This is a genomic window from Desulfosarcina widdelii (assembly GCF_009688965.1).
Classification (GTDB): Bacteria; Desulfobacterota; Desulfobacteria; order Desulfobacterales; family Desulfosarcinaceae; genus Desulfosarcina; species Desulfosarcina widdelii.
In genome coordinates this window covers 1,285,955-1,300,011 of record NZ_AP021875.1, presented here as the reverse complement: position 1 = coordinate 1,300,011, position 14,057 = coordinate 1,285,955, and the positions used below count along the sequence as shown (strand labels likewise).

The window sequence follows — 14,057 nt, the reverse complement described above, 5'->3', positions numbered from 1 at the left end:
TCATGACCGACCAGATAATAGCAGAAGCGTATTCTTTCGATGACGTTCTGCTCATGCCCAGCTATTCCGACGTTCTGCCCAAGGATGTCGACACCCGAACCCGTCTGACCCGTAAACTGGACCTGAACATTCCCATCGTCAGCGCCGCCATGGATACGGTCACCGAAGCGCAAACTGCCATCACCATGGCCCGGGAAGGCGGCATCGGGTTCATCCATCGCAACATGAGCGTCAAGAGCCAGGCCATGGAAGTGGACCAGGTGAAAAAATCGGAAAGCGGCATGATTGTAGATCCGCTGACCATCGATCCGGATCGGCCCATCGAGGAAGTGATGAAGCTGATGGCCCGTTACCGCATCTCCGGCGTACCGGTCACCCGCGGCGATCAACTGGTGGGCATTGTAACCAACCGGGATCTGCGGTTCGAGACGGACATGACCAAGAAGGTCAGCGATGTCATGACCAGTGAAAAACTGGTGACGGTCAGCGAGGGAATTTCCCTGGAAGAATCCAAGAAACTGCTCCACGAACACCGCATCGAAAAACTGCTGGTGGTGGACAAGAACGGCCGCCTGACGGGCATGATCACCATCAAGGATATCGAGAAGATCAAAAAATACCCCAATGCCTGCAAAGACGCCATGGGGCGGCTGCGGGTGGGGGCGGCCATCGGGGTGGGCGAAGATATGATGGATCGCGCCCAGGCCCTGCTAAAAGCCGGAGCCGACGTCCTGGTGATCGATACCTCCCACGGCCATTCCGGCAACGTCATCCGGGCGGTGCAGCGTTTGAAGGGGGATTTCCCGGAGATGCAGCTTGTCGCCGGCAACGTGGGCACCGGCGAAGGCGCCCAGGCGTTGATTGACGCCGGGGTGGATGGCGTCAAGATCGGAATCGGTCCTGGTTCCATCTGTACCACCCGCATCGTGGCCGGCATCGGCGTTCCCCAGGTTTCCGCCATCATGAACTGCCGGGAGGTGTCGGAAAAAACCGGTATACCCCTGATTGCCGACGGTGGCATCAAGTTTTCGGGCGACATTACCAAGGCCATCGGGGCCGGTGCCCATACGATAATGATCGGGGGTCTGTTTGCCGGCACCGAAGAGAGTCCGGGCGAGACCATCCTGTTTCAGGGGCGCAGCTACAAGGTCTATCGCGGCATGGGCTCTCTGGAGGCCATGAAAAAAGGCAGCAAGGACCGCTACTATCAGACCGAACAGGAAAGCGACGACAAACTGGTTCCCGAAGGCATTGTCGGCCGCGTTCCCTACCGGGGCACCCTTTCGGGGAACATCCACCAGCTCATCGGCGGACTCAAGGCCGGGATGGGATACGTGGGATGCAGCTCCATTGAGGAACTGCGGGAAAGAGCCCGCTTCGTTAGAATCAGTGCCGCCGGCATGCGCGAAAGCCATGTGCATGATGTGATTATTACGAAGGAGGCGCCCAACTATAGGGTAGACAACTAGTGTCCCAGGAAACTTCCGATTTCGTCCACCTACACGTCCACACCCAGTACAGCCTGCTGGACGGCGCCATTCGCCTGGGGGATCTGTTCAAAAGGGCCAAGGAATTTCACATGCCGGCGGTGGCGCTCACCGACCACGGCACCATGTTCGGCGCCCTGGACTTTTATCAGCAGGCCCTTTCCAACGGAATCAAGCCCATCATCGGCTGCGAATGCTACCTGGCACCCCGCACGCTGAAAGATAAAACGCCGCTGGACAAGGCGGGAGCGCGTCACCTGGTGCTGCTGGCAGAAAACCAGCAGGGCTACCGAAATCTGTGCAAACTTGCCACCATCGGGCAGTTGGAAGGCTTTTACTACAAACCCCGCATCGACAAAGCGGCGCTGGCCGAGCATGCTGAAGGTATTATCGCGCTGTCCGCCTGCCTCAAAGGGGAGGTTCCTCAACACATCCTGGCCGGAAAGATGGACAAGGCCGAAGAGGCGGCCCTTAACTATCTCGCCATGTTCGGCGAGGGCAACTTTTTTCTGGAACTGCAGTATAATGGTATTGCGGCCCAGGAAAAGGTCAACCAGGGGTTGGTCGAACTGAGCCGCAAGCTGGACATCCCGCTTGTGGCCACCAACGACTGCCACTACCTGGATCAAAAAGATGCCAAGGCCCATGAGGTTCTTTTGTGCATCCAGACCCAGAAGACCATGGCCGACGAGGACCGCTTCGTTTTCGATTCCGATCAGCTCTATTTCAAACCTCCCGAGGAGATGAAGCGCCACTTTGCCGGATATCCCGGTGCCATCGAAAACACCGTGGCCATTGCCGACCGCTGCTATGTCGAGTTCGATTTCAAGACCTACCATTTCCCGCAGTTCGACGCCGAATCCGGAAAAACCGCGGACGAGCTGTTCGAGGCTCAGGTGCGCGAAGGCTATGAACGCCGCATGGAACCGGTACGCCGTAAAAACCCCGATCTGGACGAAACCGTGTACCGGGAACGGCTGGAGTACGAACTTTCAACCATCAAGGATATGGGATTTCCCGGCTATTTTCTCATTGTGGCCGATTTCATCCGCTATGCAAAGGAAAACGGAATTCCTGTGGGGCCCGGCCGCGGTTCGGCTGCCGGCAGTCTTGTCTCTTATGCGATGTCCATCACCGACCTGGATCCCATCGAGCATGGTCTGATTTTCGAACGTTTCCTGAATCCGTCTCGCATCAGCATGCCTGACATCGATGTGGATTTTTGCATCCACGGACGGGAGCGGGTTTACAACTACGTGGTCGAGCGCTACGGCGGAGGAGACTACGTGGCCCAGATCATCACCTACGGCAAAATGAAGGCCAAGCTGGTGATCCGGGACGTGGGAAGGGCGCTGGGGCTGCCTCTGGCGGAGGTGGACACCATCGCCAAGCTGATTCCCGACAGCCTCAAGATGACCATCGACAAGGCGCTGAAAGAGGAGCCCAAACTGGCTGAAATGGTCAAAACGGACCCGCGCATCGCCGAGTTGATCGAAATCAGCCGCGCCCTGGAAGGGCTGTCCCGGCACGCCTCGACCCATGCCGCCGGCGTGGTGATCGGCGACAAACCCCTGGTGGAATATCTGCCGCTGTACAAGGGAAAAAAGGGAGAGGTCGTCACCCAGTTCGACATGAAGAAGGTCGAGGACATCGGCCTGGTGAAGTTCGATTTTCTGGGGCTGCGCAACCTGACGGTGATCGACCATGCCCTGAAAAGCATTGCCGATCAGGGCAAAACAGTGCCGGATCTGGCCAACCTGCCCATGGACGACGAGAAGACCTTCGTACTGCTCCAGTCGGGAGACACCACCGGCGTTTTTCAACTGGAATCCTCCGGCATGAAAAACCTGATGGTGCGCCTGCACCCGGAATCCTTTGAAGATCTTACCGCCCTGGTGGCCCTGTATCGGCCCGGCCCCCTGGACAGCGGGATGGTGGACGATTTCGTGGACCGCAAACACGGCCGCAAGGAAGTGGTCTATCCGGTGGCTTCCCTGGAGCCGATCCTCCAGGAAACCTACGGGGTGATGGTTTACCAGGAGCAGGTCATGCAGGTGGCCGGTGCACTGGCCGGCTACACCATGGCCGATGCGGACAGCCTGCGAAAGGCCATCGGCAAGAAGATCGCCGATTTGATGGCCAAGCATCGGGAGAAGTTTGTCACGGGCGCCGTGAAAAACGGCGTGGACAAGGCCGTGGCCACGGAACTGTTCGATCTGATTGAAAAGTTCGGCGGCTATGGATTCAACAAATCCCACAGCGCGGCCTATGCGCTGATTGCCTACCAGACGGCATACCTCAAGGCCCACTTCCCGGTGGAATTCATGGCGGCTCTGCTGACCAGCGAAATCGACACTATCGACGGGGTGGTAAAATTCATCAACGAGTGCCGGGCCCACGACATCGAAGTGCTGCCGCCGGACATCAACGAGAGCAGCACCCTGTTTACCGCCGTCGACGACCGCATCCGGTTCGGTCTGGCAGCGGTGAAAAACGTGGGCGGAGCGGCCGTCGATCTGATTATCGCCGAGCGTGAAGCCAACGGGCCGTTTGCTTCCCTGTTCGATTTCTGCCAGCGGGTGGACCTGACCAAGGTGAACAAACGCGTCCTGGAAAGCCTGATCCGCTGCGGCGCCTTCGATTCCACTGGCGTATACCGATCACGCCTCATGGCGGTGCTCGAAGAGGCCCTGGATTACGGACAGCGCATCCAGCGGGAGAGAAACAGCGCCCAGATGAGTCTGTTCGATACCGGGAGTGGAGAAGATGCGGCCATAAACCTGCCCGCCGTTCCAGCTATCGACGAATGGGACGATCACGAGAAGTTGCAGCAGGAGAAAGAGACGCTGGGCTTCTTCGTCACCGGCCATCCATTGGATCGCTACAAGGAGATTATTGAGAAATTCACCAATGTCGATGCTTTGAGTCTTAGGGAAGTGGCCGACAAGAGCGCCGTGCGCATCGGCGGTACCATCAGCGCCGCCAAGGTGATCCGCACCCGCAAGGACGATTTGATGGGTTTTGCCACCGTCGAGGATTTGCACGGCAGTGTGGAAGTGGTGGTCTTTCCGTCCATCTACGCGAATTGCGCCGATCTTCTCGCCGCGGATACCGCCGTACTGGTCCAGGGAGCGGCCCAGGTGGAAGAGAGCGGTGTGAAAATTCTCGCCGACCAGATCATTCCCATGGATCAGGCCGAGGCGACCTGGACCATTCAGGTTCGGTTGATGGTTGACCCGAACAAAACCGACCGGGAGAAAATGACCCGGCTGCGATCGGTTTTAAAGCGCTATCCCGGCCCCTGCAAGGGATTCATTCACATCTGTCTCGACGGTCAGGCCGAAGCCGTCGTCTCCATGGATGAAGGAATGGGGATTCGCTACTGCGACGCCATGGCCCGGGAGGTCGATGGCATCTTGGGGCGCGGGGCCGTGCAGACTCGGGTCAGCGACGCGGCCAGCGCCATGCGCAACAGCGATCTCAACGGCCGCCGCAACAACGGGCGCCAATACGCCAGGAATTGATTGCCTTATTCGAAATTCGAAGTTGGACGTTCGATGTTCGACGTTCACGGGTATGGATTTCAGCCCCCTCGAAGGGGGACTTCGCCAAATAACCCGTTAAGCGGGTGATGGGTGATTCAAGCCCTTTTCAATATTTGCATAAGGATGAACTCCCGACCGTGGCACCCAAACGACTGACATTCGGCTTTTCTCCCTGCCCCAACGACACCTTCATGTTCGACGCGATTGTGCGGCGTGCCGTGGAGATCGAGGGGGTGCGGATCAATCCGGTGCTGCACGATGTCCAGACCCTCAACACCCTGGCCATGGAAGCGGCCCTGGACATCAGCAAGCTCTCTTTTTACGCCTGGATGGCGGTCAAGGATACTTACCGGTTGCTGAGCAGCGGCGGTGCCATGGGCTTTGGATGCGGTCCGGTGCTGGTCGCCCGCAAGCCCTTGAAGCACGAGCAGATCCGGGACTGCCGGGTGGTGCTGCCCGGTGCGTGGACCACGGCCCACCTTCTTTTTCGCCTGTGGGCGCCGGATGCGGACCAGCGCTTTTTTGTGCCCTACGACCGGATCTTCGAGGCCGTTGACTCCGGGCAGGCGGACTGCGGCGTGATCATTCACGAGAGCCGCTTCACCTTCGAAGATGCGGGCTTTCTGACCATCGTCGATCTGGGGGCCTGGTGGGAAGAGCGGACCGGCCTGCCCATTCCCCTGGGCGGCATTGCCGTCAGAAAGAGTTTGGGAGACGGGCTCATCGAACGGATCGATGGGGTGGTCAACGCCAGCATCAGGCAGGCCATGGCCGATCCCGAAGCGGCCCTGCCTTACATCCGACAACACGCCCAGGAGATGGATGCCGCCGTGCTCAAGGCCCACATTCATACTTTTGTGAACGATTTCAGCCTGGATTTGGAGGCAACAGGGCGAAAAGCACTGGACGTCCTCGAATCCATGGCCAAAGCGGCCGGCGCCCTGTGACCGTGGGTCTTTTATACGCGACCCGGCAGGAGGCCGATCCCTTTCTGGCCCTTTCCGCGGCAACACCCCTTGCCGGCCCGCTGCCGCTGTTCAGGTTGCCGGAAATGATTCATCCGAGCTGTGTCGTGGCCGTTAGCGGCATGGGCAAAGTGGCGGCCGCCCTGGCCGCCGCACATCTGGTGCAAAAGCATCGGGTGACCCTTTTGCTCAGTGCCGGGTTGTGCGGCCGACTGACCGCGGATAAAAACTGGACTATCGGCGATCGGTTGCGCATCGAAAGCGCCGTGGAAGGCGACTGCGACCGATTCGGCAGCCCTGAAGCGGCCGTGACATGCGATTTAAACTGGTTCTCCGATTTAAAAGCAGCCCGCCTGGTCACCTGCGACCGTCCAGTATTTGAAGCCGATTGGCGCAGGCAACTTGCCGGCCTTGGCGAGGTGGCCGACATGGAAGGGGCGGCCGTGGCTCGCACGGCCCTTTTTTACGGTATTCCCTGCGCCATGGTCAAAGGCATCAGCGACTGCGCCGATACGAACGGTCGGCAGGACATTGCCCGCAATCTCGCCGCGGTCTCGGAAAACACTGCCGCAACCCTGATGCTGGAACTGAAACGACAAGCGAACAAAGAACGACCATGAAACCGGAAACGACGCTGAAAAACATACTCAATTTCACCAAAATAGAGCACACCGCCTTCAGCCTGCCGCTGATTTTCACGGGTGCCTGGCTGGGTGCCGGCAACCGGCCACCGGCCCTGGATGTGATCATTCTCATCGTTGTGGCCGCGGTGGGTGCCCGGGTCTTCGGCATGTCCATGAACCGGATCTTCGACCGCCACATCGACCGCCTCAATCCACGCACGGCCAATCGAGAACTGCCCGCCGGGAAAATGGACCTGACCCAGGCCTCGGCCGTTGCCGGCGGCGGCCTGCTGCTTTATCTGGCTGCCTGCTGGGCCCTTGGCGGCTGGTGCCCGATTCTCGCTCCGATTCCGCTGGTCCCGCTGCTGGGCTATTCGCTGCTCAAACGATTCACCCCGCTGTGTCATTTCGGCATCGGTTTGTGCCTTGCCCTGGCTCCTTTGGGGGCTTTCGTGGCCGCATCGGGCCATACCCGGTTTACCTGGCCGGTCCTGCTTTTCTCCGGGTTCGTTTTTTTCTGGCTGAGCGGGGCCGACATTATCTATGCGCTCATGGACATCGACCATGACCGAAGCCACGATATCCATTCCTTACCGGCCCGGTTGGGGTTCGACGGTGCCTTGCGCGTGGCTGGTGCGGTCCACCTGACCGCATTGGGAATTCTGATTGCCGTGGTACGGACCTTGAACGGCGGTTTGACGGCCTGGATCGTGCTGGCCGTGGCAGCCGTTTTTTTCGCGTTGATGTATGTTCCGGCCATTCCCGTTCCCAAACGCTTTTTTCCCATTTCCACCCTGGCGGGCATCGCCGGCGCTCTGGTCCCCATGGTTGCATGAAAGACAGCCGTTAACGGAGAAAATCATGAGTAAGACCGAATCTGCCCATCTCATTTTAGGTGTTACCGGCGCATCGGGCATTTACGCGGCCCGAAGGCTGGTGGAAAAATCCAGATGGCCGGTGAACCTGGTGGCAAGCCGGTGGGGCAGGGCGGTGGCCGGTACCGAGTGCGGCGGGCTCGAGGAGATCGAATCTTTTGCCCGGCAGGTGTATGCCGCCGATGATCTGTATGCCCCGCTTTCATCGGGGTCGGTGCCCACCGTCGGTATGGTGGTGCTGCCCTGTTCGGCCCACACCATGGCCCAGATGGCCGCCGGTCTGGGTGACAGCTTGATCACCCGGGCGGCCCACTGTCAGCTCAAGGAGCGAAGGCCGCTGATCCTGTGCCTGAGGGAAGCGCCCCTGACCTTGATCGATCTGGAAAACGCCCGGCGTCTCGGCCAGGCCGGCGCCGTGATTATGCCCATGAGCCCGCCGTTTTTCATGTTTGCCGGCCGTGATCCGCAAACGGTGACCTATCACGACCTCATGGATGCCTTTGCAGACCGGGTACTGGCCGTTTTGGGCCAACCCTCCGAACGAACCTGGGAGGATGTCCGTTGAGCTTTGTGGATTTGCGCGCATTTCTGGAACATCTCGAACGAAACGGCGAACTGGCCCGCATCCGGGTTCCGGTCGATCCGGATCAGGAGATCACCGTTATCCAGCACCGGGTCATCGCCAGAGGAGGGCCGGCGCTGCTCTTCGAAAACGTTGTCGGCTCCAACTACCGTGTGGTCAGCAATCTGTTCGGCACCCGGCAGCGCACGAGCCTGGCTTTTGGCGGCGATCCGGCCCTGCTGGGAGAGCGGGTCTTCCGGCTGTCGCGCAACCTGATGCCGCCGGGATTGCGCGGTATCTTTCGTTCCCGCCGCGACCTGATGGCCCTTTCCTCGGCACGAATGCGCACGGTTCGGCAAGGTCCGGTTCTGGAAACCATCCAGACGACACCCGATCTGAACCGTTTGCCGGTGCTCACCTGCTGGCCGGAGGATGGCGGCCCGTTTTTTACCCTGCCTCTGGTGCATACCACCGATCCGGAAAACGGCACCGGCAACCTTGGCATGTACCGACTGCAGCGCTTCGACAGCCGCAGCACGGGCATGCACTGGCAGATCGAAAAGGGCGGCGGCTTTCATTTCCACAAGGCCGTTGCCAAAAAGCGCCCGATGCCGGTCAGTGTGGTTTTGGGAGGGCCGCCGGCCCTGATACCGGCGGCGGTGGCCCCGCTGCCCGAAGGTATCGACGAGCGCCTGCTGGCGGCCTACATGATGAACCGGCCGCTGGAGGTGATCGCCCGCAGGACCACCGGCCACCGGATTCCCGCTCGGGCCGAATTCGTTCTGGAAGGCAGCGTGTCACCTGGCGACCTTCGTTGGGAGGGTCCTTTCGGTGATCATTTCGGCCATTACTCCCATGCCGCCGACTATCCGGTCTTCCGGGTGGACCGCATCCTGGCACGCAAGGATGCCATCTACCCGGCCACGGTCGTGGGCAAACCGGTCCAGGAGGATTACTACCTCGGCGAGGCCTTGCAGGAGATGACCCTGCCGTTGCTGAAGATGATCAGGCCGACGGTGGTCGATTTCTGGGCCTACCCGGAAACCGGCTTTCACGCCCTGGCGGTGTTGTCAGTGAACGAACGCTACCCCAAAGAAGCGCTCAAGCACACCCTGGGCATGCTGGGGGAAGGGCAGGTATCCCTGACCAAAGTCCTGATCACCGTGGACCATCGGGTCAACGCGCGGGATATCGTCGACGTAAGCCAAGCCCTGTGGCGCCACCTGGATGCAAAAAGCGGCATCCATCTGCTGGCCCCCACAGCCCAGGATACCCTGGATTTTACCGGTCCTGCCATGAACACCGGCAGTCGCCTGATCCTCCTGGCCGCCGACGACGGAAGCGGGCCGGTTCGTGGAACACCGCCCCAGCACGTGCCCCGACCCGCGGATCTGCCTGCCGGTGTGAGCGCCACCGCGGCCCTGGGGCCGGCCTTTCTGATAGTCCAGGTGGACGATTCCATCAAGGAGATCGAGCCATTGCGCCAGGCCCTGGCCCATCATGCGGCCTCCCGGGAATATCTGTTTCATGTGATCGTTTCAAAAGACGTCCCGCTGACCGACCGCATCATGATGCTCTGGGGGTGGTTCACCCGTTTCGATCCCCTGGCCGACCTTTATCCCGCCGGTCGAAAGGTTGAGGGGAACCGGCTGCTTTTCGATTTTCCCATCGCCATTGACGCCCGCTGGAAAACAGGGTATCCCAAGCCCGTTGAATTCGACCCGGGTGTGGAAAAGCGGGTGGACCGGATGTGGCCCAGGCTGGGGCTGCCCGACGAGTGAGACCCAAATTGAGTCTTCAAATTTGACAGCCTCGCAAGAAGTTACCAGACATGTCATTCCCGTAAAGGTAGGGTAGGGGCGAAAGATTTTTCGTCCTCACGAGCGAGCATTGAGGGGCGGAAAACCAATTGATACGCCCGTTGAAGAACGAAGGATGAAATCATAGTCATGCACAACCCCGTGTTCGACCGGGCCCTGGAAAAAGGCGCCCGTTGTGAGCAGCTTTCCCGCGAGGAAGCGTACAGCCTGGCCGAAGAAATAACCCCGGACCGGCTGCATCGCCTGGGCCGGGCGGCCCTGGCCAACCGGAAAAAGCGTTACGGCCGAAACGCCACCTACGTGTTCAACCTGCAGATCAATCCCACCAACATCTGCGGCAGCGGGTGCACTTTCTGCAACTATGCGGCTTCCCGCAACGCGCCCCATGCCTATGTGCTGGAAGAGCCGGGTATCATTGACAAGGTGCGGCGCCTGCAGGCTACCGAGGCCCATATCGTCGGTGGGCTGAACCAGATCTGGCCCTATTCGCGCAATCTGGAACTGGTGCGATCCCTGCGGACTACCTTCCCGGATCTGCATATCAAGGGCTACACGGCCGTGGAAATCGACTACTTTGCCCGTACCAGCGGCCTTGCAGAAAGCGATGTTCTGGATCAACTCCTGGAGGCCGGGCTGGATGCCATGCCCGGCGGCGGCGCCGAGATTTTTTCCGACCGGCTGTATCGGCTGCATTGGAAAAACAAAACCAGCCCCGAAGGCTGGGTGCGCATCCACCAGTTGGCACACGAAAAAGGGATCCCCACCAACGCCACCATGCTGTTCGGCTTCGGCGATACCTGGAACGAGCGCATCGAGCACCTGCTGATCCTCCGGCAGGCCCAGGAACGCTCGGGAGGGTTTTCCTGCTTTATCCCGCTGCCATTTCAGCCGGGAGCCGGACACTTTATCGAAAAAGGACCCACGCCGCTGGAAACCCTGGCCGTGCTGGCCATTTCCCGCCTGGTCCTGGACAACATTCCCCACTTGAAATCCTACTGGCCCATGACCGGGCTGGAGACGGGAGCCGCCGGGCTGAGTTGGGGCGCCGATGACATGGACGGCACCATCAGCGAGGAGAAGATCGCCCATCTGGCCGGAGCGCCTACTCCGGTGGGGCTGGCCCGGGAGAAGATGGAAGAAACCATTGCCACGGCCGGGTTCACGCCCGTGGAGCGCGACGGTGCCTTTTCTCCCAGAAAGGCGGTTCGATGACCGCGCCGATTGCCATGATCCCCTACGCCAACATGGCACCCTACCGTCAGTTGGGAGAACCCGAGGGCTGTCATTTCGTTCCCCTGGTGCCCAGCGCCAGCATCGATGCACTGATTGCTGGCACCGTGGACGCGGCGGCCGTTCCCGTGGGCGGATTGGCCAGGCTTTCCGGTCTGGTGGAAACCGTTGGCCGGTTCGGCATTGCCGCCAGGGGGCCGTCCATGAGCGTTCTTCTCTTTTCTCAATATCCTTTCGAGCAGATACACGTACCCAGAACCCTGCGCCTGACAACCGAATCGGCCACCAGCATCCGGCTGCTCTACCTGCTCATGGGCACGGCTCTGGGCTTTGAGCGCCTGCCGACCCTTGTGGGTGAAGGTCGGCAGCCCGACGCCCACCTGTTGATCGGTGACCGCGCCTTGGTGGGAAACGTCTCGGCCAAGGTCTGGCCATACAAAACCGATCTCTCACAGAAATGGTTCGAATTGCACGGTCTGCCGTTCGTGTTCGCGCGCTGGGTGGTGAGAAAAGCCGCTCCCGACGCGGTCAAGAACGCCGTTGCCGCATGGCTGGACACCTTCAAAGCCAATGAGGATGAACTGGTTGCCCGATCAATCCACCAAACGGCAGGGCGGCTGGAACTGGATGAAAACGTTGTCGAACGGTATTGCGGGGTCATTCGGCGATGCCTGGACGACGACGATCTTAAAGGCCAGCGGCTGTTTATGGAAGATTTCCAACGGTTCGGACGCGAACCGCTGTTTGAAACCTGAAGCAGGCGATGTTCAAGCTTGCCGCAGATTCAAGGCCGCCTCAGTAGGGGCGACCGGCCGGTCGCCCCTACATTCGAAATGGCGGTTAAATACCCCAGGCGTCCGTCATTCCGGCGGAAGCCGGAATCCAGTAACTCCCTGGATGCCGGATCAAGTCCGGCATGACGAAATATTCCATATTTCGTTACAAGGTTAATAGAACGATCCGATAGAACAAACCTATGAGAACAAGCATATCAACCCAGAAAAAACATCGTTACGACCGCCCCCAGGCCCTGGAACTGCTAAGCCAACTGCCCATGGGCGAACTGATGAACCTGGCCCATCGGGAGCGGATGCAACGGTTTCCGGAAAATACGGTCACCTTCGTGGTGGATACCAATCCCAACTACACCAATGTCTGCGTCACCGGATGCGCCTTTTGCGCATTCTACCGCAAAGCGACGGATACCGATGCCTACCTGCTCAGCCCGGAGGAGCTGGCCGGGAAAATCGGGACGGCGGCCGCCAAAGGCGCCACCACCGTATTGCTGCAGGGCGGACACAATCCCAAGGTCGGACTGGCGGACTGGCAGGCTTATATCTCCACCATCCAGGCGGCCTGTCCCGATATTCACATCCACCCTTTCAGCCCGGCCGAAATCGCCTTCATGGCCGAGCGTGAGAAATGTTCCATAAACGAAGTTCTGCAAACCCTATGGAATGCGGGTATTCGCACCGTTCCCGGCGGCGGGGCGGAAATTCTCACCGAACCGGTCCGAAGGATCATCGCGCCCCACAAGGCCTCAACGCAGCAATGGCTGGATGTTTGCGAAGCGGCCCATGGCATCGGCTTTAAAACCACCGCCACCATGATGTACGGTCACGTGGAAAAAGACGAAGACATCGTCGATCATCTTCTCCGGCTGCGGGAACTGCAGGACCGCACCGGCGGCTTCACCAGCTTTATTCCCTGGTCTTTCAAACCGGGCAAAACCGCTCTGGCCGGACAGGTCGAACAGACGGCCCATCCGGCCCGGTACGTGCGTATCATCGCCACGGCCCGGCTGGTGCTGGACAATTTCGAGCACATCCAGTCCTCCTGGTTCTCGGAGAGCATCGGCGCCGGTCAACTGGGGCTTCTGGCCGGTGCCGACGATTTCGGCGGGGTGCTGGTGGAGGAGCACGTCCACAAGGAGGCCGGCCACGACCGCCAGGCCACACTGGACAACGTGGTCACCATCATCCGCCGGGCGGGATTCACCCCGGCCAGGCGCGACTCCTACTATCGCGTCCTTGAGACCTTCGATCCGCCAATGCCAGTCGGAACGGGAAATCAGGAATCGCCATCCATCGATTGACCCTTTTAAAACCTACAAGCCTTAACCCCATGGCGTTTTCGGCAGGACTATCTGGTTCAAGGTAGATAGGTCTGGCGCCAGTAGATCGGAACGTTTAAGATACCGATCAACTCCTCGCTGCCGTCGAACATCGATGCCATCTCAGGTATTGTTGTCGAGAATGCATGTTCCGTGGTCCGGTCAACTTTGGCGGATACGCTCTTAACCAGTTCTGTAAGATGCTTCTGGCGGTAGATGCGATAAAAGTCAGGCTCGACATTCGAATAGATGAAAGACTCGCTTTCGCCATAGGAAGGGGTATTGCCGATGTACTTCATGCGGAACGAGAGCGTGCCACCGTCACTTGTCTTCACCGTCCATTCCTCTGAACCTGACGCTGCGGCATTACCCTCGGCTGAAAGTTCGGACGTGCGGCTGATCATGGCGCTGACGGAGTTCTTGTAAGGGTTCAGGCTTGAATCGGTGGCATAGACCCGCGTTGCATACATCCGAATCTTATCAGAGTTGGCTTGGCTCGCCAGAGTTGCCAGTGCGACATCGCGAAAATGTGGGATCGCTGAAGGCTTGCCTTCAGGGTCGAGGATCAGATGACGGTCGTGGAAAACAACCAGCAGATTACTGCCTGCAAGTGGGCCTTTTCCGAACGGCACGACGGACCACCCATCCGGCAGCCATGGCTGGACAGTTTTCTCAGCCACCTTGAAAGCGACGATTACCCGGCTGTCATGGGTCGTATCGATAAAAGTTTCAGCATGTACAATCGATATGGAAACCAACAACCCAAATACGATCACCAATGATGAAAAGAAAAATTTTTTCACGCTTCTCCTCCTGTCTGTAAGTATGTAGTTATTG

General features: G+C 59.4%; 11 protein-coding genes. 10 read left to right on the top strand and 1 reads right to left on the bottom strand.

What is annotated here, in order from left to right; translation table 11 throughout:
- Positions 1-2 precede the first annotated feature (2 nt).
- The 10 genes from guaB (at position 3) to mqnC (ending at position 13,202) form a co-directional block, all read left to right on the top strand.
- Entirely contained in the window at positions 3-1,469 is a 1,467-nt protein-coding gene (gene guaB / locus GN111_RS06035) for an IMP dehydrogenase (RefSeq protein WP_155302892.1), read from the top strand.
- Complete coding sequence (dnaE, locus tag GN111_RS06030; RefSeq protein WP_155302891.1) at positions 1,469-5,011, top strand: DNA polymerase III subunit alpha; 3,543 nt, start codon at positions 1,469-1,471, stop codon at positions 5,009-5,011. The genes guaB and dnaE overlap by 1 nt, the downstream gene beginning before the upstream one ends.
- 158 nt (positions 5,012-5,169) lie before the next feature.
- Positions 5,170-5,979 carry a 1,4-dihydroxy-6-naphtoate synthase gene (locus GN111_RS06025; RefSeq protein ID WP_197740501.1) on the top strand — a complete coding sequence of 270 codons (810 nt, stop codon included), beginning with the start codon at positions 5,170-5,172 and terminating at the stop codon, positions 5,977-5,979.
- Positions 5,980-5,981: 2 nt separating this feature from the next.
- The gene (locus GN111_RS06020; RefSeq protein WP_155302889.1) at positions 5,982-6,617 is read left to right on the top strand and encodes a 5'-methylthioadenosine/S-adenosylhomocysteine nucleosidase family protein; all 636 of its coding nucleotides are present in this window, start codon (positions 5,982-5,984) and stop codon (positions 6,615-6,617) included.
- On the top strand, positions 6,614-7,456 hold the full coding sequence (locus tag GN111_RS06015) for a 4-hydroxybenzoate octaprenyltransferase (RefSeq protein WP_155302888.1): 843 nt from the start codon (positions 6,614-6,616) through the stop codon (positions 7,454-7,456). The genes GN111_RS06020 and GN111_RS06015 overlap by 4 nt, the downstream gene beginning before the upstream one ends.
- Before the next feature lie 25 nt (positions 7,457-7,481).
- Positions 7,482-8,060, top strand: coding sequence for a UbiX family flavin prenyltransferase (locus tag GN111_RS06010; RefSeq protein WP_170302157.1), 579 nt, complete (start codon positions 7,482-7,484; stop codon positions 8,058-8,060).
- 5 nt (positions 8,061-8,065) lie between these two features.
- Positions 8,066-9,838, top strand: a complete 1,773-nt coding sequence (locus tag GN111_RS06005; RefSeq protein ID WP_231715778.1) for a UbiD family decarboxylase — start codon at positions 8,066-8,068, stop codon at positions 9,836-9,838.
- Positions 9,839-10,006: 168 nt separating this feature from the next.
- Entirely contained in the window at positions 10,007-11,089 is a 1,083-nt protein-coding gene (locus GN111_RS06000; RefSeq protein WP_155302885.1) for a radical SAM protein, read from the top strand.
- A complete protein-coding gene (locus tag GN111_RS05995; RefSeq protein WP_155302884.1) occupies positions 11,086-11,862 on the top strand; it encodes a menaquinone biosynthetic enzyme MqnA/MqnD family protein in 777 nt (258 codons plus the stop codon). The genes GN111_RS06000 and GN111_RS05995 overlap by 4 nt, the downstream gene beginning before the upstream one ends.
- Positions 11,863-12,083: 221 nt before the next feature.
- On the top strand, positions 12,084-13,202 hold the full coding sequence (mqnC, locus tag GN111_RS05990; RefSeq protein ID WP_155302883.1) for a cyclic dehypoxanthinyl futalosine synthase: 1,119 nt from the start codon (positions 12,084-12,086) through the stop codon (positions 13,200-13,202).
- Between the two features lie 56 nt (positions 13,203-13,258).
- Here mqnC and GN111_RS05985 read toward each other — a convergent pair whose 3' ends face one another.
- Positions 13,259-14,023: a hypothetical protein gene (locus tag GN111_RS05985; protein ID WP_155302882.1), complete on the bottom strand. Its 765-nt coding sequence runs from the start codon at positions 14,021-14,023 to the stop codon at positions 13,259-13,261.
- Positions 14,024-14,057: the final 34 nt, after the last annotated feature.

Excerpts from the sequence above, each read along its gene's own strand:
- guaB (WP_155302892.1), top strand. The coding sequence starts at position 3 with ATGACCGACCAGATAATAGCAGAAGCGTATTCTTTCGATGACGTTCTG.
- GN111_RS06015 (WP_155302888.1), top strand. The coding sequence starts at position 6,614 with ATGAAACCGGAAACGACGCTGAAAAACATACTCAATTTCACCAAAATA.
- GN111_RS06010 (WP_170302157.1), top strand. The coding sequence starts at position 7,482 with ATGAGTAAGACCGAATCTGCCCATCTCATTTTAGGTGTTACCGGCGCA.
- GN111_RS06000 (WP_155302885.1), top strand. The coding sequence starts at position 10,007 with ATGCACAACCCCGTGTTCGACCGGGCCCTGGAAAAAGGCGCCCGTTGT.
- GN111_RS05995 (WP_155302884.1), top strand. The coding sequence starts at position 11,086 with ATGACCGCGCCGATTGCCATGATCCCCTACGCCAACATGGCACCCTAC.
- mqnC (WP_155302883.1), top strand. The coding sequence starts at position 12,084 with ATGAGAACAAGCATATCAACCCAGAAAAAACATCGTTACGACCGCCCC.